Annotated in this window: 16 protein-coding genes; 11 read left to right on the top strand and 5 right to left on the bottom strand. The window is 73.0% G+C overall.

Going from position 1 to position 17,918, the window contains the following annotated elements; translation table 11 throughout:
• Positions 1-137 precede the first annotated feature (137 nt).
• The 3 genes from ACFXPX_RS33305 to ACFXPX_RS33295 form a co-directional block, all read right to left on the bottom strand.
• On the bottom strand, positions 138-713 hold the full coding sequence (locus ACFXPX_RS33305; protein ID WP_375887783.1) for a TerD family protein: 576 nt from the start codon (positions 711-713) through the stop codon (positions 138-140).
• Positions 714-899: 186 nt separating this feature from the next.
• Positions 900-1,358, bottom strand: a complete 459-nt coding sequence (locus ACFXPX_RS33300) for a peroxiredoxin (RefSeq protein ID WP_375887780.1) — start codon at positions 1,356-1,358, stop codon at positions 900-902.
• A 284-nt stretch (positions 1,359-1,642) separates the two neighbouring features.
• Positions 1,643-2,083: a DUF3052 domain-containing protein gene (locus ACFXPX_RS33295; RefSeq protein ID WP_375887778.1), complete on the bottom strand. Its 441-nt coding sequence runs from the start codon at positions 2,081-2,083 to the stop codon at positions 1,643-1,645.
• A gap of 517 nt (positions 2,084-2,600) precedes the next feature.
• On the opposite strand from ACFXPX_RS33295, the gene aceE reads away from it, so the two are divergent.
• On the top strand, positions 2,601-5,351 hold the full coding sequence (gene aceE, locus ACFXPX_RS33290) for a pyruvate dehydrogenase (acetyl-transferring), homodimeric type (RefSeq protein ID WP_375887776.1): 2,751 nt from the start codon (positions 2,601-2,603) through the stop codon (positions 5,349-5,351).
• Positions 5,352-5,450: 99 nt separating this feature from the next.
• Positions 5,451-5,897, top strand: a complete 447-nt coding sequence (locus ACFXPX_RS33285) for a nitroreductase/quinone reductase family protein (RefSeq protein ID WP_380527530.1) — start codon at positions 5,451-5,453, stop codon at positions 5,895-5,897.
• Between the two features lie 67 nt (positions 5,898-5,964).
• Here ACFXPX_RS33285 and ACFXPX_RS33280 read toward each other — a convergent pair whose 3' ends face one another.
• Complete coding sequence (locus tag ACFXPX_RS33280; protein ID WP_380644324.1) at positions 5,965-7,572, bottom strand: MFS transporter; 1,608 nt, start codon at positions 7,570-7,572, stop codon at positions 5,965-5,967.
• Between the two features lie 217 nt (positions 7,573-7,789).
• Between ACFXPX_RS33280 and ACFXPX_RS33275 the strand changes: the two genes are divergently transcribed.
• The 8 genes from ACFXPX_RS33275 (at position 7,790) to ACFXPX_RS33240 (ending at position 16,155) form a co-directional block, all read left to right on the top strand.
• The gene (locus ACFXPX_RS33275; protein WP_380644323.1) at positions 7,790-8,476 is read left to right on the top strand and encodes a TetR/AcrR family transcriptional regulator; all 687 of its coding nucleotides are present in this window, start codon (positions 7,790-7,792) and stop codon (positions 8,474-8,476) included.
• A gap of 106 nt (positions 8,477-8,582) precedes the next feature.
• Positions 8,583-9,887, top strand: a complete 1,305-nt coding sequence (locus ACFXPX_RS33270; protein ID WP_380644322.1) for a sensor histidine kinase — start codon at positions 8,583-8,585, stop codon at positions 9,885-9,887.
• The gene (locus ACFXPX_RS33265; RefSeq protein ID WP_375887764.1) at positions 9,884-10,558 is read left to right on the top strand and encodes a response regulator; all 675 of its coding nucleotides are present in this window, start codon (positions 9,884-9,886) and stop codon (positions 10,556-10,558) included. The genes ACFXPX_RS33270 and ACFXPX_RS33265 overlap by 4 nt, the downstream gene beginning before the upstream one ends.
• 138 nt (positions 10,559-10,696) lie before the next feature.
• On the top strand, positions 10,697-11,818 hold the full coding sequence (locus ACFXPX_RS33260; RefSeq protein ID WP_380644321.1) for an alpha/beta hydrolase: 1,122 nt from the start codon (positions 10,697-10,699) through the stop codon (positions 11,816-11,818).
• 32 nt (positions 11,819-11,850) lie between these two features.
• Complete coding sequence (locus ACFXPX_RS33255) at positions 11,851-13,101, top strand: acyltransferase (RefSeq protein WP_380594156.1); 1,251 nt, start codon at positions 11,851-11,853, stop codon at positions 13,099-13,101.
• A 247-nt stretch (positions 13,102-13,348) separates the two neighbouring features.
• Positions 13,349-14,326: a hypothetical protein gene (locus ACFXPX_RS33250; protein WP_380644320.1), complete on the top strand. Its 978-nt coding sequence runs from the start codon at positions 13,349-13,351 to the stop codon at positions 14,324-14,326.
• A gap of 79 nt (positions 14,327-14,405) precedes the next feature.
• Complete coding sequence (locus ACFXPX_RS33245) at positions 14,406-14,753, top strand: MmcQ/YjbR family DNA-binding protein (protein WP_375887752.1); 348 nt, start codon at positions 14,406-14,408, stop codon at positions 14,751-14,753.
• A gap of 187 nt (positions 14,754-14,940) precedes the next feature.
• Positions 14,941-16,155: an alpha/beta hydrolase gene (locus ACFXPX_RS33240; protein ID WP_375887749.1), complete on the top strand. Its 1,215-nt coding sequence runs from the start codon at positions 14,941-14,943 to the stop codon at positions 16,153-16,155.
• A 14-nt stretch (positions 16,156-16,169) separates the two neighbouring features.
• On the opposite strand, the gene ACFXPX_RS33235 is transcribed toward ACFXPX_RS33240, so the two are convergent.
• Complete coding sequence (locus ACFXPX_RS33235; RefSeq protein WP_380527548.1) at positions 16,170-17,153, bottom strand: helix-turn-helix transcriptional regulator; 984 nt, start codon at positions 17,151-17,153, stop codon at positions 16,170-16,172.
• A gap of 150 nt (positions 17,154-17,303) precedes the next feature.
• On the opposite strand from ACFXPX_RS33235, the gene ACFXPX_RS33230 reads away from it, so the two are divergent.
• Entirely contained in the window at positions 17,304-17,882 is a 579-nt protein-coding gene (locus ACFXPX_RS33230; RefSeq protein ID WP_375887744.1) for a TIGR03086 family metal-binding protein, read from the top strand.
• Positions 17,883-17,918 lie beyond the last annotated feature (36 nt).

The following is a 17,918-nucleotide window of genomic DNA, read 5'->3' as shown; positions in this document are numbered from 1 at the left end:
ACCACCCCGCACCCCCCCCCGCCGGCACCCGCCCCCCCCCCCCCCCCCACGCGGGGGGGCCCCGGCCCCTGGTGGGGCGGGGCCCGCCCCGGTGACCGCGCAAGACCCCTGCGCCGCAGGAGGACTCAGACGAGGGCTCAGACGTTGACGCCGAAGTCCTGGGCGATGCCGCGCAGGCCGGAGGCGTAGCCCTGGCCGATGGCGCGGAACTTCCACTCGCCGCCGTTGCGGTAGAGCTCGCCGAAGACCATCGCGGTCTCGGTGGAGGCGTCCTCGGAGAGGTCGTAGCGCGCCAGCTCGACGTTGTTCGCCTGGTTCACCACCCGGATGAACGCGTTGCGCACCTGGCCGAAGTTCTGGCCGCGGTTCTCGGCGTCGTAGATTGACACCGGGAAGACGATCTTCTGCACGTCGGCCGGGACGGTGGCCAGGTTGACCTTGATCGCCTCGTCGTCGCCCTCGCCCTCACCGGTCAGGTTGTCGCCGGTGTGCTCGACCGAGCCGTCCGGGCTCTTCAGGTTGTTGAAGAACACGAAGTTCCCGTCCGAACCGACCTTGCCCTGCTCGTTGCAGAGCAGCGCGCTGGCGTCCAGGTCGAAGTCCGTCCCGGTGGTGGTCCGGACGTCCCAGCCCAGGCCGACCACGACGGCCTGGAGACCCGGCGCCTCCTTGGTGAGCGAAACGTTGCCGCCCTTGCTGAGGCTGACTCCCACGTGTCCTCCAAGAATCGGGAGGCACGGGTGGTGCCCCCGGGTGGTGCGGTTCTCGGCGCCGACCGACGAAAAACGGACGTACGCCGCACTCCGCCAACGGCCCGAGCGTAGTACCGGGTTCCCGTACGCACGCCCGAACGACGGGGCCGGAGGGTCGCACGGGCCCCGTGGGGCCGTCCGGGGGGCTCAGAGGCCCGCCAGGGCCTTGAGGTACTCCTGCTCGTCCCGGGCGTCCGGGAGGCCGTTGACGACGCTCCAGCGCACCGTGCCGGCCTTGTCGATCACGAAGGTGCCGCGCAGCGGGCAGCCCTTCCGCTCGTCCAGGACGCCGTAGGCCCGGGTGACCTCGCCGTGCGGCCAGAAGTCGGCCAGCAGCGGGAACTCCAGGCCCTCCCGGTCGGCGAGGACCCGCTGGGAGAACTGCGAGTCGCAGGAGACGCCGAGCACCTGGACCTCGTCGTTCTGCAGCCCGGCCAGCTCGCGCTGGATCGCGCCCAGCTCGCCGGTGCAGACGCCGGTGAAGGCGAACGGGTAGAAGACCAGGACGACGTGCTTGCGGCCGCGGAAGTCGGCCAGCCGGACCGTCTCCCCGTGCTGGGTGCTGAGCTCGAAGTCCGGAGCCTGGGTGCCGATCTCGATGGCCATGAGCGGGACCTTTCTGACGCGACCTGGCCGCGCTACGGGCACGGCAGGCGACATCCTCGCATCCGTTGACCGACGTTCGGCCGAACGGATGACGCCGCCCACCGGAAGGCCCACCCCTTCCGCCCTGAGCGAACGCACAGAACACCCGGAACACCCGACTCCCGGAACGCCCGGAGCGCCCGCGGCACCCGCGCCCCCGGCCGCCCGGGGAGCCGCACGAAAAAGCGCCGGGCCCCGACGGAGGAGGTCCTCCGAAGGGGCCCGGCGCGAGGCTCGGGGCCCGTTCAGCGCTGCTTGGGCTGCTTCGCCGTGGACTTGGTCGCCAGCCGGGTCGCCGCCCAGTCCTTGGCCACCGCGATCGAGCTGGTCTGCGACAGGCCGGAGGTCTTCGCCGCGTCCGCGATGTCGGACGCCTCGATGTGGCCGTCCCGGCCGGTCTTGGGCGTCAGCAGCCAGATCAGCCCGCCCTCGGCCAGGTACTCCAGGGCGTCCACGAGGGAGTCGGTGAGATCCCCGTCCTCGTCGCGGTGCCACAGCAGGACGGCGTCCGCGACGTCGTCGTAGTCCTCGTCGACGAGCTCCGTCCCGGTGATCTCCTCGATGCCCTCACGGAGATCCTGGTCAGTGTCTTCGTCGTACCCCAGCTCCTGGACGATCTGGCCTTCTTCGAAGCCGAGACGGGTCGCCGGGTTGGACTTGTCCGCGGGGTCCGCGGTCGCGCTCACGGGAATAACCTCCAGTATTCGGCCCGGCATCCATGCCGAGGCTGTGGCCGTAGTCCACACGGGCGCGGCGGTTCGCGCAAGTACCCGACCGCCGATCCCCCCCAAAGGTTGACGTGTCGCAGCGGGACACGCCGGGCGAGGTGTCGGGAATCACACCGATTTGCCCTTCTCTGCGTGGGACAAGGATGCTTCGGGTGGTCCCGGCCCACAGGCCGTACGCGTGCCCGAGATGCGAACGGCATTCGGGGTCCGCGCGTGCGCGGGCGTAGAGTCTCCTGTTGGCCCTCACCCCGGCCGCCCGCCATCGGGCGGACGGGACACCAGGTCGGACCACCTCTTTTCGTAACACCCGGGGGTGTGCGGAGCGGACGAAGAAGCCCGCGACGCGCACCACCAGACCGTTCCGTCCACCAGGCGGAACGGTTACCGATCGGTAGAGATGACGGATCTCCGAGCGCGGTAGCACGATGGAGGCGGCGCGACACACCTCAGTTTCGACCGACAGTGAAGGAACAGCGTGGCTTCCGGATCCGATCGCAACCCGATCATCATTGGCGGCCTTCCGAGTCAGGTCCCGGACTTCGATCCCGAGGAGACCGCGGAATGGCTGGAGTCGCTCGATGCGGCCATCGACGAGCGGGGGCGTGAGCGTGCCCGTTACCTGATGCTGCGGCTGATCGAGCGCGCCCGCGAGAAGCGTGTCGCCGTGCCCGAGATGCGCAGCACGGACTACGTGAACACCATCGCGACCAAGGACGAGCCGTTCTTCCCCGGCAACGAGGAGATCGAGCGCAAGATCCTCAACGCGACCCGCTGGAACGCGGCCGTCATGGTCTCCCGGGCGCAGCGCCCGGGCATCGGCGTCGGTGGGCACATCGCCACCTTCGCCTCCTCCGCGTCGCTGTACGACGTCGGCTTCAACTACTTCTTCCGCGGCAAGGACGCCGAGGGCGAGTCGGGCGACCAGATCTTCTTCCAGGGCCACGCCTCCCCCGGCATCTACGCCCGCGCCTTCCTGCTGGACCGACTCACCGAGCAGCAGCTCGACGCGTTCCGCCAGGAGAAGTCGAAGGCCCCGTACGGCCTGTCCAGCTACCCGCACCCGCGGCTGATGCCGGACTTCTGGGAGTTCCCGACCGTCTCGATGGGCCTCGGCCCGCTCGGTGCGATCTACCAGGCGCGGATGAACCGCTACCTGGAGCACCGGGGCATCAAGGACACCTCGGACTCGCAGGTCTACGCCTTCCTCGGCGACGGCGAGATGGACGAGCCCGAGTCGCTCGGCCAGCTCTCGCTGGCCGCCCGTGAGGGCCTGGACAACCTGACCTTCGTGGTCAACTGCAACCTGCAGCGCCTGGACGGCCCGGTCCGCGGCAACGGCAAGATCATCCAGGAGCTGGAGTCCCAGTTCCGGGGCGCCGGCTGGAACGTGATCAAGCTGGTCTGGGACCGCAGCTGGGACCCGCTGCTCGCGCAGGACCGCGACGGCGTCCTGGTCAACAAGCTGAACACCACGGTGGACGGCCAGTTCCAGACCTACGCCACCGAGACCGGCCAGTACATCCGCGACCACTTCTTCGGCGGCGACCTGCGCCTGCGCGCCATGGTCGAGAACATGACCGACCAGCAGATCCAGCACCTGGGTCGCGGCGGCCACGACCACAAGAAGATCTACGCGGCGTTCAAGGCCGCCCGCGAGCACCAGGGCCAGCCGACGGTCATCCTGGCCCAGACGGTCAAGGGCTGGACGCTGGGCCCCAACTTCGAGGGCCGCAACGCCACCCACCAGATGAAGAAGCTGACGGTCGAGGACCTCAAGCGCTTCCGCGACCGGCTGCACCTGCCGATCACCGACAAGCAGCTGGACGAGGGCTACCCGCCCTACTACCACCCGGGCCGCGACTCGGAAGAGATCCAGTACATGCACGACCGCCGCAGCGAGCTGGGCGGCTACGTGCCGACCCGCAAGGTGCGCCCGCGCAAGCTGGAACTGCCCGGCGACGACGCGTACAAGGCGGTCAAGAAGGGCTCCGGCAACCAGACCATCGCCACCACCATGGCGTTCGTCCGGGTGCTCAAGGACCTCATGCGGGACAAGGGCATCGGCAACCGCTTCGTGCCGATCGCGCCGGACGAGTACCGCACCTTCGGCATGGACTCGCTGTTCCCGTCGGCGAAGATCTACAACCCGCTGGGCCAGACCTACGAGTCGGTCGACCGCGACCTGCTGCTGGCCTACAAGGAGTCGCCGACCGGCCAGATGCTGCACGACGGCATCTCCGAGGCCGGCTGCACCGCCTCGCTGATCGCCGCCGGTTCGTCCTACGCGACCCACGGCGAGCCGCTGATCCCGGTGTACGTCTTCTACTCGATGTTCGGGTTCCAGCGCACCGGCGACCAGTTCTGGCAGATGGCCGACCAGCTGGCCCGCGGCTTCGTGATCGGCGCCACCGCCGGCCGCACCACGCTGACCGGTGAGGGCCTGCAGCACGCCGACGGCCACTCGCACCTGCTGGCCTCGACCAACCCCGGCGTCGTCGCGTACGACCCGGCGTACGGCTTCGAGATCGCGCACATCGTCCAGGACGGTCTGCGGCGGATGTACGGCTCCAGCGCCGAGCACCCGCACGGCGAGGACGTGTTCTACTACATGACCGTCTACAACGAGCCGATCAAGATGCCGGCCGAGCCCGAGAACGTGGACGTCGAGGGCATCCTCAAGGGTCTGCACCGGTACGCGCCGGCCACCGCCGGCCAGATCCCGGCCCAGATCCTCGCCTCCGGCGTGGCCGTGCCGTGGGCCCTGGAGGCCCAGCGCATCCTCGCCGAGGAGTGGAACGTCAAGGCCGACGTCTGGTCCGCGACCTCCTGGAACGAGCTGCGCCGCGACGCGGTGGAGGCCGAGGAGTTCAACCTGCTGCACCCCGAGGAGCAGCAGCGGGTGCCGTACGTCACCCAGAAGCTCCAGGGCGCCGAGGGCCCGGTCGTCGCCGTGTCCGACTGGATGCGCGCCGTTCCGGACCAGATCGCCCGCTGGGTGCCGGGCCAGTACCAGTCGCTGGGCGCCGACGGCTTCGGCTTCGCCGACACCCGCGGTGCGGCCCGTCGCTTCTTCCACATCGACGCGCAGTCGGTCGTCCTGGGCGTGCTCACCGAGCTCGCCAAGCAGGGCAAGATCGACCGCTCGGCGCTGAAGGACGCGATCGACCGCTACCAGCTGCTGGACGTGACCGCGGCCGACCCGGGTGCCGCCGGCGGCGACGCCTGATCACCCGCTAGCGCCTGAGAGGGGCCGGACTCCCGTACGGGGTCCGGCCCTTCGGCGTTCCCGCCCCGGACACCCGGGTCAGGTCCTACGCTCGACGCCATGACGAACCGGAGCACGCACCACCACCCCGAACCCGCCGACGGCGCGGGAGAGTTCAACCGCAAGGTGATCGCCGAGTTCCGGGCCGGCGCGGGGGTGGTGGGCGGCGACCTCGCCGGGATGCCGCTGCTGCTGCTCACCGTGGTCGGCGCCCGCAGCGGCGAGCCGCGCACCACCCCGCTGGTCCACCTGCCGGACGGCGAGCGGCTGGTGGTCTTCGCCTCCAACGGCGGCAGCGACACCGACCCGGTCTGGTACCGCAACCTGGTCGCCCACCCGGAGGTCACCGTCGAGCTCGGCACCGAGCGCTACCCGGCCGTGGCGGCCGCGGTCGACCCGGCCGAGCACGACGCGCTCTGGGCCCGCCAGTCGGCCGCCCAGCCGCAGTTCGCCGAGTACCGCGAGGCCGCCCGGACGATCCCGCTGGTGGCCCTCACCCGGGTCTGAGCGGCACCCCGGGCAGCACGACGGCCCCGGTCTCCCCCACGGAGTCCGGGGCCGTCCGCCGGCCGGCTCAGATGTGCACGGCCGGGCCCGCGTCGGTCTCGCCGCGGCGGGTCAGCAGGGCCAGCAGGGCGGCGCCGAACGCCACCACCGCGGCCACCATGAAGGCCAGCGACATTCCGCTGACGAAGGACTGGTGCACGGCGCCGGCCATCAGGTCCACCGCCTGCTGCGGGGTACCGGGCGGGGCCGGCGGGGCGATGCCCAGCTGGGCGGCCTGCTTGAGGCCCGCGGCCGCCTGCGGGTCCTCGACCGGCGGCAGGCCGGCCTTGGCCCAGTTGCCGGGCAGCACGTCGCCGACCTTGGCGGCCATCAGGGCGCCCAGCACGGCGGTGCCCAGGCTGCCGCCGACCTGCATCGCGGCCTGCTGGAGGCCGCCGGCCACGCCGGACAGCTCCAGCGGGGCGTTGCCGACGATGACCTCGGTGGCGCCGACGATGACCGGGCTGATGCCGAGGCCCATCAGGACGAACCAGAGCGACATCACGCCGGTGCCGGAGCCGGTGTCCAGGGTGGACATGCCGACCATCGCCCCGGTGGTGAGCAGCATCCCGACCATGATCGGGATCCGCGGGCCGAGCTTGCCGATCGCGAGGCCCGCCAGCGGCGCGCCGACGATCATCATGCCGGTCATCGGCAGCAGGTGGACGCCGGCGTCGACCGGCTTCATCCCGTGCACGTTCTGGAGGTAGAAGGTCACGAAGAAGATCGCGCCGAAGAACGCGAAGGCCATCAGCACCATCAGCAGCACGCCAGCCGACAGCGGCACCGAGCGGAACAGGCTCAGCGGGATCAGCGGCTCCTTCGCCCGGCCCTGCCACAGCGCGAAGAGCACCATCAGCAGCACCGCGCCGCCCAGGAACAGCAGCGTCCGGGCGTCGCCCCAGCCCCACTCGGGGGCCTTGATGATCCCGAAGACCAGCGCGAACATCCCGACCGAGAGCAGCCCGATGCCCGGCAGGTCGAAGGACTTCGCGGCGTTCTCGGCCCGGACGTCCTTGAGGATCCACAGGCCGAGGGCCACCGCGGCCAGGCCGACCGGGATGTTGATGAAGAACACCGACTCCCAGTTGACGTGCTCGACCAGCAGGCCGCCGACGATCGGGCCGGCCGCGGTGGACGCGCCGATCACCCCGCCCCAGATGCCGATCGCCATGTTGAGCTTGTCGGCCGGGAAGGCCCCGCGCAGCAGGCCGAGCGCGGCGGGCTGGAGCAGCGCGCCGAACAGGCCCTGGAGGACGCGGAAGGCGATCACGGTCTGGATGTTGCCCGCGAAGCCGATCGCGGCCGAGGTGGCGGCGAAGCCGACCGCGCCGACCAGGAAGGTGCTCTTGTGGCCGAAGCGGTCGCCGATCTTGCCGGCGGTGATCAGGAAGACCGCGAGCGCCAGCAGGTAGCCGCTGGTGACCCACTGGATCTCGGAGGGCGCGGCCTTGAGCTTCTCCTGGATCACCGGGTTGGCGATCGCGACGATCGTGCCGTCCAGGGCGACCATCATCACGCCGACCGCGACGGTCAGCAGGGTCAGCCAGGGGTGCCCCTTGAGCCCTCCCCCGGTCGGCGGCTTCGACGGCGGCGCCGCGTCCGCCTCGGAGTTCTTGACGACGGACTGACTCATCTGGGCCCTCCGGGGGCGTGACAGAGACCGGCACGTGGTGGTGGCGCTGCGACGACCCACCCGTCCCCACGAGTGCCCGGCCGACGAGCGCCACTCCGGCAGATTATGTCAGCGACTGACATTCGGCAAACAGTGACTTGTGGCCGGAACTGCCATTTGTCAGGCGGCTAAGGTTGTGCTCCCACCCGCCACACCCGCGCCCCGGAAGGCCCCCGCCATGGCCGCTCGCACCCCCCGCCCCGTCGGCACCCCGGAGGACCTCGGCCGGGCCCCCGGCCTGCGCGAGCGCAAGAAGCAGCAGACCCGGGACGCCCTGGTGCAGGCCGCCCACGCGCTCTTCCTCGGCCAGGGCTTCGCCAGGACCACCGTCGACGAGATCGCCTCCGCCGTCGACGTCTCCCAGCGCACCTTCTTCCGCTACTTCGCCAACAAGGACGAGGTCGCCCTCGCCGTGATGGCCGACGCCGAGGACTACTTCATCCACTGCCTGCACCACCGGCCCGCCGAGGAGACCCCGCTCCAGGCCCTGCGCGCCTCGATCGTCCAGGCCTGGCGCGACCTCGGGAACGCCCGGGCCTCCGGCCCCAACTCCATCGGCAGCGCCCTCGAACTGCTGCGCATCATCGAGGACACCCCCGCCCTGCTCGCCGCCCACCTGCGCCGGGTCACCGAGCAGGAGCGGCTGGTGGTCCAGGTGCTCGCCGAACGCGAAGGACTCGACCCCGCCGAGGACCTGCGCCCGGTCGTGCTCGCCGCCGTCTTCGGCAGCCTGCTGCGCGCGGCCCACCTCTCCTGGACCGCCGAGCAGGAACCGGCCGGCCCCGAGGGCATGGTCGTGGTGATCGAGCGCTACTTCGACCAGCTCGGCCCCGCCCTGGCCGGCCACTGGCGCGACCGCCCGTAACGCCCGCCCGTAGTACCCGGGTACCACCCCGTACCCGGGTGGTACCCGGAGGTTCGCGCTCCAGTCCGACGCGCGACCCGGGCCCGTGCTCCTAGGCTGGCCCGCGATGAAGACGCTCACCGCCGCCGACGCCCGCAGGTTCGCCGCCCGACAACTGCGCACCCTGCGGCAGAACCTGACCATCCCCAGCGAGAACGAGACCCCGCTGCTCGGGAACTCCCGCCGACGCTGGGTGCGCAGGATCCCGTTCGCCGTCGCGATCATCCTCCAGGCCTCGCTGATCCCCTCCGGGATCGCCACCCTGGTCGGCTTCTACGGCCTGGTGCTGCCGGTCGCCGCCGCACTCACCGTCGCCCAGACCACCCCGCTGTTCCTCGCCATCACCCGCCCGCTGGCCGCCTGGTGGATCAGCGCCCCCACCCTGGTCCTCACCGCCGCCATCACCGCCCGCCACCACCAGCTGATGGGCAGTTGGCCGTGGACGGCACCGATGATCATCGCGTACCTCTTCCTGCTGCTCGCCCTCGGGCTGCGCGAGCGCCGGGCCACCGTGGTCTCGGTCTGGATCGCCACCTTCCTGCTCACCGTCCTCACCACCACCCTCGGACTGCCCCGGGCCGGCGACGGCACCACCGTGCTGCTGATCGCGCTCAGCGGAGCCGTCCTGCTGCTCGGCTGGGCCGTGCAGGACCGCGCGGTCGCCCGCCGGCTGCTCACCGAGCAGGAGCAGATCAGCGAGGTGGAGCGCGAGCGGCGCACCCTGCTGGAGGAACGCGCCCGGATCGCCCGGGAGTTGCACGACGTGGTGGCCCACCACATGTCGGTGATCGCGGTACAGGCCGCCAGCGCGCCGTACCGGATCCAGGGCGTCCCGGACGACGCCGCCGAGGAGTTCACCGCGATCGCCGGCACCGCGCGCGAGTCACTGGCCGAGATGCGCCGGCTGCTCGGGGTGCTGCGCAGCGAGGACGCCTCCGGGGAGAAGGCCCCGCAGCCGGGCGTGGCCCAACTCGCCCAGCTGGTCGAGACGGTGGGGCGGGCCGGGGTGCCCGCCGAACTGGCCGTGGACGAGGGGCTGGCCGAGCTGGTGCCGCAGGCCGTCGGCCTCTCCGTCTACCGGATCGTCCAGGAGGCGCTGGCCAACGTGGTCCGGCACGCCCCCGGCGCCCGGACCTGGGTGTCGCTGTCGGCGGACGGCCCGGAACTGCGGCTCACCGTGGTCAACGCGCCCCCGTCCCAGCACACCGAGTCACTGGAGGCCTCGGTCGAGGGCACCGGGCACGGCCTGGTCGGCATGCGTGAACGCGTCCGGCTGGTCGATGGCAGGCTGGACACCGGCCCGCTGCCGGACGGCGGCTTCAAGGTGGCCGCCGTCCTGCCGCTCGACCCACCCCAGGAGACACCCGTATGACCATCCGCGTGATCATCGTCGACGACCAGGCCATGGTGCGGGCCGGCTTCGCCGCCCTGCTCAACGCGCAGAGCGACATCGACGTGGTGGGGGACGCGGCGGACGGCGCCCAGGCCCTGGAGGTCACCGGCCGCACCCACCCGGACGTGGTCCTGATGGACGTCCGGATGCCCGTCATGGACGGCCTGGAGGCCGCCCGGCGACTGCTCGACCCCGACGTCCCCGGCGCCCACCGGCCCAAGGTGCTGATGCTGACCACCTTCGACGTGGACGACTACGTGTACGAGGCGCTGCGCGCCGGGGCCAGCGGCTTCCTGCTCAAGGACGCCCCGCCGGCCGACCTGATCGCCGCGGTCCGGGTGGTCGCGGCCGGCGAGGCCCTGCTCGCCCCCTCCGTCACCCGGCGGCTGATCGCCGACTTCGCCCGCACCAAGCCCGCCAGGCGCCGCGACCCCAAACTGCGGCTCAACGGCCTGACCCCGCGGGAGACCGAGGTGCTGGGGCTGATCGCCCGCGGCCTGTCCAACCAGGAGATCGCCGCCCAGCTGGTGCTCGCCGAACAGACCGTCAAGACCCACATCGGGCGCATCCTCGGCAAGCTCGACCTGCGCGACCGTGCCCAGGCCGTGGTGCTGGCCTACGAGTCCGGCCTGGTAACCCCCGGCGAGTAAGGGGGTTGTCCCCCTCATACCCCGGTAGCACCGGGTAGTTGGCCCCGCGGTGTGACGTCCGCGGGGCCGTCGTCTTCCTACCTTCCTCCTCGTCGAAAGCCGAAGCCGGCTGCCGAACGGACGAGGGAGAACAGGGACATGCGCAAGCTCCGTACCAAGCGGGCGCTCGCCGCCACCGCGCTGGCACTGGCGGCGGTGCTCGGCGCGGGTGGCTGGGCCGCCGACACCCAGGCCGCCGTCACCGGCCCGCCGCCCGGCAGCGCCGCCTGGACCGCCGACACCGCACTCGGCCTGCGCCTCCCCGACCCGGCCACCAGCACGCCCGCCCAAGTGGCCTCCTTCTTCGCCGGGTTGACGCCCGCCCAGCAGCAGGCCCTGGCCGCCCGGCACCCCCTGGTGGTCGGCAACCTGGACGGCGCCCCGGTCCCGCTCCGGTACCGGGCCAACACCCTGGCCCTCACCGCCGAACGCGACCGGGAACTCGCCCGGACCACCGACCCGGCCCTCACCCCGCAGGACCAGCAGGCCGCCCGCACCCGCGCCGAGCGCTACCGCACCCTGCTGGACGGCGGCCGGCAGGTCCTCGCCTTCGACCCGCGCGGCCGCGGCCAGGTCGCCGAGGTGTTCGGCGACCTCACCACCGCCCCCCGCACCGCCGTGATCGTCCCCGGCTCGGACATCGACCTGCTCACCTTCGACCGCGCCACCGAGCCGTACGGCACCCCCGTCGGCATGGCCCGCGCCCTGTACCGGGCCACCGACGGGCGGACCGCCGTGATCGCCTGGGCCGGCTACACCACCCCGGTCGGCGTCGGCGTCGACGCCGCCACCGAGGACCTCGCCCGGGCCGGCGCCGACCGCCTCGACCGGTTCCTGGACGGACTCGCCGCCAGCACGACCCCGCAGGCCCCGCCCACGGTGTTCTGCCACAGCTACGGCTCGGTGGTCTGCGGCCTGGCCCGCCCGACCCCCGCCCGGGCCTCCGGCCTGGTGGTGCTCGGCTCGCCCGGCATGGGCGTGGACTCGGCCGCCGACCTCGACCCCGCGGTGCCGCTCTGGGCCACCGCCCGCAACGACTCGGACTGGATCGGCGACGTGCCCAACGTCCGGTTCCTCGGCCTCGGCCACGGCGCCGACCCGACCGACCCCGGCTTCGGCGCCCGCCCGCTGCCGTCCACCGGATCCCACGGCCACACCGGCTACTTCACCCCCGGCACCGCCTCCCTCGCCGCCTACGCCGCCATCGCCCAGGGCCGCTGAGCCCCACCCCCCGCCAAGGAAGGAGCACCACCATGGCCCGCCCCACCAGCACCCTGCCCCACCCCGTCGCCGCCCTGCGCCGCGCCGCCGCGAAGGTCGACGCGAAGACCCCCGCGAGCCGCGACCGCGCCCTGGACGGCCTGCGCGCCCTCGCCCTGCTCTCCGTCCCGATCGGCCACTGGATGCTCGGCGGCCTGACCCTCTCCGCCGACGGCGCCCTGCACAACGCCAGCCCGCTCTCCGCCCTGGGCGGCCTCGCCCCGGCCAGCTGGGTGCTCCAGATGCTCGGGGTGTTCTTCCTGGTCGGCGGCCACTCCTCGGTCCGCTCGCTGGAGCGGGCCCGGGAGAAGGGGCTGACGTACGGGAGTTGGCTGCGGGCCCGGACGGTCCGGCTGCTGCGGCCGGTGCTGGGGGTGACGGCGGTGTGGGCGCTGCTGATCCCGCTGCTGCCCCGGCTCGGGGTGCCCGCGGACACCCTGCGCACCGGCGCCACCCTGGTGGTGCAGCCGCTCTGGTACATCGGGGTGTACCTGGCGCTGACCGCGCTCACCCCGCTCTGCGTGGCCTTCGGGCGGCGGCTCGGCCCGTGGTCGGCGGGCCTGCTGGTGGCCTCGGTCGCGCTGGTCGACCTGCTGCGGTACGGGCCGTGGGCCGAGGCGGTGCCGTCCTGGCTGGGGCTGCTGAACCTGCTGCCGGGCTGGATGTTCGGCTACCAGCTGGGCGTGCTGTGGGCGCAGGGCCGGCTCGGCCGGTCTGCCGCCCGGGTGCTGCTGTTCGGCGGCGCGGCGCTGTTCGCGGTCCTGCTGGTGGCGTTCCACTACCCGGCGAGCATGGTCGGGGTGCCGGGCGTCGAGCGGACCAACTCGCACCCGCCGTCCCTGCTGGTGCTGGCCCTGGCCGCGGTGCAGTGCGGCGCGGCGGTGCTGCTGCGGGAGCGGCTGGGCCGGCTGCTGACCCGCCGTCCGCTGCTGTGGCTGCCGGTGGTGGCGGTCAACCTGTCGGCGATGACGATCTTCTGCTGGCACCAGAGCGCGATGCTCGCGGTGGCGGTGCCCGGCGCAGCCGGCCTGGGCGCCCTGCCGGGGCTGACCACCGCGCCGGACTCGCTCGGCTGGGTGGCCGCCCGGCTGGCCCTGCTGCCGCTGTTCGGGGCCGCCCTGGTGACGATCGGGTGGTTCACCCGGCGCTTCGACGGGCCGTGGACGGCCTTCTCCCGGGCCGGCAAGGCGCTGGCGGGCGCGGCGGCGGCGCTGTTCGCCGCGTACGCGCTGGGCATGGTGTGACACCCCGGCGACCACGCCGGCGATCACCGCTCCGAAGGGGCGCGCAACCGAACGGTGCGCGCCCCTTCGGCCGTTCCAGCGCATCCCCGGAAGGGGCACCGCTCCAAGGGAGGCACGGCACATGCGTCTCACCACGCACTGTGATGTTCTGTGACGGTCGGCGACCATCGCCGGACCGCGCCCGCCCACGGCCCGTCCGTCCGCATTCGCCCCCTCCCCGAACACCCCTCCTTCCCCGAGGAGATCCATGCCCCCGTCCCCGTCCCGCCCGCGGTCCCGGCCCCGGGGCCGCCACCGGCTGCCGGCCGCCGCCGTGGTCCTCGCGGTCACCACCGGAAGCCTGTTGAGCGCCGCCGCCCCGGCACTCGCCCACGGCGGGGACGACCTCGCCCCGCACATCGACTCCCGCCGGGTCGCCGAGGAGGTGCGGCAGGACGAGGTCGCCGCCCTCGGCCGGGAGCACGCCGAGGAGCACGCCCGGATGCGCGCGGCCGTCCGCGGTGTCGGCGACTACCCGCAGACCACCCGCACCAACCGGTACAACGCCCTGACCGCCTCCCAGGCCCAGCTCAACAAGGCCTTCGCGCCGGAGACCTTCGGCGCCTTCAAGGAGTACTTCCCCTCCCCCGACTTCGGCGACCACGTCGCCCTGCTGCCCACCGGCAAGGTCCTGCTGTTCTCCTTCGAACGGATCGAGACCAACCCCGAGAAGGAACCCGCCCCCACCCAGACCATCGGCAAGGAGAACGCCGGCCGGGCCTTCCTCTGGGACCCGGCCAAGGGCACCGGCAAGGACGCCTTCCGGCGGGTCGACCCGCCGGTCTCGGACATGCCGGACGGCCTGGACGAGCCCCGCCCGGTGCCGTTCTTCTGCTCCGGGCACTCCTTCCTGCCCAACGGCATGCTCGGCGTCTTCGGCGGCAACCTGGGCGGCAACGGCGGCACCGGCGCCAAGCTCTCGCTGGTCTTCGACCCGTGGACGGAGACCTGGACCCGCAACCCCGACATGTCGGTGGGCCGTTGGTACCCCTCGGTGGTCACCGGGGCCGACGGCCGGGACTGCTTCCTGCCCGTCCCGGACCGCCAACGGGTCAGCGGCAGCAGCGAGTTCTGGGTCTTCTGCGGCCAGAGCTACCGCCGGATCTCGGTCGCCGACGGCAGCGGGCAACCGGACCGGCTGGTCGACGGAGACCGGACCTGCGACAACTGGGCCTCGCTCGGCTGAGCGCCGCCCGCGCCCCGCGCCCCCGCGCCCACCCGGGGGTGCGGGGGCGCGCAGCGGGGCCCTGCTCTACCCTGCCGCCATGGTGACGTTCGACGAGTTCCGCGCGATGGCCCTGGCCCTGCCGGAGGCCGCCCAGGAACCGACCTGGGGCATCCAGACCCTGCGGGTGCGCGGCAAGGTCTTCGCGATGGGCGACCCCGACGGCGACAGCGTCACCGTCAAGGCCACCCGCGAGGACCAGGCCGAACTGATCGCCGCCGAGCCCGAGGTGTTCTCCTTCGCGCGCTACGTCGGACGCCACGGCTGGGTGAGCGTCCGACTGGACCTGGTCGACCCGGAGGAGCTGCGCGACGTGGTCACCGAGGCCTGGCGGCGGACGGCCCCCAAGAGGGTGGTCTCCGAACATGACGCCCGCCACTCCGCTTAGCACCGCCGGAACGGCCACACAAGGACGTCGGGAGGACACTCCCGGTTCATGTGATCCATCCCACAGTTTGGGCGTGTCCGTCACCCTCCTGTGACCTCTACGCTTTCCCAGGGAAGTCAGCAAGTCCATTTCGCACCCTCCGGGCACCGCCCGAGAAACGGTGACGGGCCCCAAGGGAGTTGGTGCGGTGCGCAACCGTCGACGCTGGAAGCGGGTACTGATCGGGGCGTTCGCGGGTTGTGCCGTGCTCGCCGACGCGGGTGCCTCGGCAGCCGCCGCCGCGGTCTCCTCGGAGCAGCTGGCGATCTCCACGCCTCCGGCCGGCAGCGCCGCCTGGATCCAGGACCACTCCTTCGGCCGCGTCCTGCCCGACCCGGCCACCACCAGCCCGGCCGACGCCGCCGCCTTCTTCGCCTCGCTCGCCCCCACCGAGCTGGACCGGCTGATCAAGGACTACCCGCTGGTCGTCGGCAACTACGACGGCGCCCCGCTGGACCTGCGCTACCGCGCCAACCGGATCGCCCTGGCGAACGAGCGCGACGCCGCCCGGGCCCGCGCGGCCGACAAGAAGCTGGACGCCGACACCCGCGCCCTGGCCGTCTCCCGCGCCAACGACGTCGACCACCTGCTCACCCCCGACCGGCAGGTCCTCGCCTTCGACCCGCGCGGCCGCGGCCTGGTCACCGAGGTCTGGGGCGACCTCGCCGACGCCGAGCACGTCTCCGTCATCGTCCCCGGCTCCGACGCCGACCTCGGCCACTTCGACCAGGCGGCCGAGCCGCTGCGCTCCCCGGCCGGCATGGCCCGCGCCCTGTACTCCGAGGAGCAGCGCCAGGCCCCGGGCACCCGCACCGCCGTGATCGCCTGGACGGGGTACGTCACCCCCTCGGGCCTCGGCCCGGACGCGGCCACCTCCCGGCTCGCCGACGTCGCCGCGCCCCGGCTGGAACGACTGCTGGCGGGCCTGCGGGAGACCACCCGCCCGGACGCGCCCCCGGCGCTGCTCTGCCACTCGTACGGCTCGGTGGTGTGCGGCACCGCCGCCCCGAAGATCCCGCGGGCGGCCGCCTCGCCGTCCGACACCTCCGGCATCACCGACATGATGGTGTTCGGCAGCCCGGGCATGGGCGTGCAGTCGGCCGACGAGCTGGGCAGCGGCGTCCACGTGTGGGCCACCCGCAACCCCAGCGACTGGATCGGCAACGTCCCGTTCCTGGAGGTCGGCAAGCTCGGCCACGGCGCCGACCCGACCGGCGGCGGCTTCGGTGCCGAGCAGATCTCCTCCGCCCGCGCGGCCGGCCACAACGGCTACTTCACCGACGGCACCGACAGCCTGCACAACTTCGCGGCGATCTCGCTCGGCGACTACCGCGACGTCGTCCGGCCGCAGTCCAACTCCTAGGCCCTGTTGGGGCGTCACTGCTCCTGGTACAGCCGCAGGGCCTCCGCCGCCGCCCGCGCCAGCTCGCGCCGGGCGGCCGGCGGGCCCAGCACCTCGACCTCGGCGCCGAAGGCCAGCAGCGAGCGGACGGCCGCCGCGGACGGGAAGGCCATCGCCAGCTCGACCCACTCCTCGGCCACTCCGCTGTCCGTCTCCGGCGGCAGGGCCGTGACCCGGCCGCCGTGGATGCGCAGGAACATGTCCAGCCGCCCGCGCCGCACCCGCACCGGTACCGGCACGTCCACGGGCAGCCGCTCCACCTGCTCGCGCAGCGCCGCCCACACCTCGCCGAGCGCCACCCCGGCCCGGCGGCGCACCGCCTCTTCGGCGGTCTCGGCGGCCAGCACCCGGTCGGCCCGGAACAGCCGCGGCTCGCCGTGCAGATCGGCCACCAGGTACCAGACCGCGGCCTTGTTCACCAGGCCGTACGGGTCGACGGTGTACTCCACCGGCGCGGGCGCCCCGCTGTGCCGGTAGCGCAGCCGCAGCCGCCGGTCGGCGAAGACCGCGTACTGCAGCTCGCCCAGGTCCGGCGGACTGCCGGCGCCCGCCTGCGGGTTCTGCATCCAGCGTGCCGGGTCGACCAGGATCCGCTCGCTGACCCGCTCGGCGGCCGGGCGGTGCGGGGCGGGCAGCGCGGCCATCACCTTGCGCAGCGCCGAGCCGAGCGCACCGTCCAGCCCGAGGTCGCTGTGGGCGCCCTGGGCGGAGAGCACGAACAGGGCCCGCGCCTCGTCGGCGGTCAGCCCGGTGACGTCGGTGCGGTAGCCGGGCAGCAGGTTGATGCCGCCGTGCCGGCCGCGTTCGGTGAACACCGGCACCCCGGCGGCGGAGAGCGACTCGACGTCCCGGTAGATGGTGCGGACGGACACCTCCAGCCGTTCGGCCAGTTCGGTGGCGGGCACCCGGCCCCGGGTCTGGAGCAGCAGCAGGATCGAGAGCAGGCGGTCGGCCTTCATGGCTCCAGGATCCCAAGAATCCTGACGGCACTTGTCAGGTTTTACTGGGAGATTGCGTTCCGAGCCCGACCGAACGGTCCAGGCAGGGGCCGCCCCCGGCAGAGGGCCGCCCCGAGCAAGGACCGCACCGCACCCAGGAGTTGACCGAAGATGAACGCCGTCCAGGACGCCCGCCCCCAGTACCTCGCCGCCCTCGGCCAGTTGGCGCAGCTGGTCGCCGCCGTCACCCCCGCCGACCTCGACCGGCCCACCCCGTGCGACGAGTACACGCTGCGTCAGCTGCTGAACCACGTGGTCGGCGGCATCCACCGGTTCGCCTACATGGGCGAGGGCGGCCTGGCCGCGGACATCCTGCCCGGCATCGAGGACCCGGCGGACGACGGCTGGCCGGCCGCGCTCGCCCGGGCCGCCGCCCGCGCCACCGCCGCCTGGGCGGACGACGCCAAGCTGGGCCGCCCGACCTCCGCACCCTGGGGCGAGGTGCCCGGCGGAATGGTGGTCGGCGGCTACGTGATGGAGACGGTGACCCACTCCTGGGACATCGCCACCGCCCTCGGCAACGGCTTCGCCCTGGACGAGGGGCTGGCCCGCACCGCGCTGGCCGTCGCCGAGCTGGTCCTGCCGCCCGAGGGCCGGGTCGAGGGGGTTCCGTTCGGCGCGGTGCTGCCGGTCGCCGAGGACGCCGACGTGCACGCCCGGCTGGCCGCCTGGACGGGCCGCAAGGCCTGAGGCCGCACAACCCCGTGCGGGGCCGGGGCGGTCGAC

This window comes from Kitasatospora sp. NPDC059146 (assembly GCF_042786665.1).
Taxonomy (GTDB): domain Bacteria; phylum Actinomycetota; class Actinomycetes; order Streptomycetales; family Streptomycetaceae; genus Kitasatospora.
Note: the sequence above shows the minus strand (reverse complement) of the source record. Positions and strands in the feature narration are given on the sequence as shown.

Bases quoted from the DNA above. Each gene is read 5' to 3' on its own strand.
- ACFXPX_RS33230 (WP_375887744.1), top strand. From the start codon at position 17,304: ATGAACGCCGTCCAGGACGCCCGCCCCCAGTACCTCGCCGCCCTCGGC.
- ACFXPX_RS33260 (WP_380644321.1), top strand. From the start codon at position 10,697: ATGCGCAAGCTCCGTACCAAGCGGGCGCTCGCCGCCACCGCGCTGGCA.
- ACFXPX_RS33245 (WP_375887752.1), top strand. From the start codon at position 14,406: ATGGTGACGTTCGACGAGTTCCGCGCGATGGCCCTGGCCCTGCCGGAG.
- ACFXPX_RS33250 (WP_380644320.1), top strand. From the start codon at position 13,349: ATGCCCCCGTCCCCGTCCCGCCCGCGGTCCCGGCCCCGGGGCCGCCAC.
- ACFXPX_RS33270 (WP_380644322.1), top strand. From the start codon at position 8,583: ATGAAGACGCTCACCGCCGCCGACGCCCGCAGGTTCGCCGCCCGACAA.
- ACFXPX_RS33285 (WP_380527530.1), top strand. From the start codon at position 5,451: ATGACGAACCGGAGCACGCACCACCACCCCGAACCCGCCGACGGCGCG.
- ACFXPX_RS33265 (WP_375887764.1), top strand. From the start codon at position 9,884: ATGACCATCCGCGTGATCATCGTCGACGACCAGGCCATGGTGCGGGCC.
- ACFXPX_RS33280 (WP_380644324.1), bottom strand. From the start codon at position 7,572: ATGAGTCAGTCCGTCGTCAAGAACTCCGAGGCGGACGCGGCGCCGCCG.
- ACFXPX_RS33300 (WP_375887780.1), bottom strand. From the start codon at position 1,358: ATGGCCATCGAGATCGGCACCCAGGCTCCGGACTTCGAGCTCAGCACC.
- ACFXPX_RS33275 (WP_380644323.1), top strand. From the start codon at position 7,790: ATGGCCGCTCGCACCCCCCGCCCCGTCGGCACCCCGGAGGACCTCGGC.
- ACFXPX_RS33255 (WP_380594156.1), top strand. From the start codon at position 11,851: ATGGCCCGCCCCACCAGCACCCTGCCCCACCCCGTCGCCGCCCTGCGC.
- ACFXPX_RS33235 (WP_380527548.1), bottom strand. From the start codon at position 17,153: ATGAAGGCCGACCGCCTGCTCTCGATCCTGCTGCTGCTCCAGACCCGG.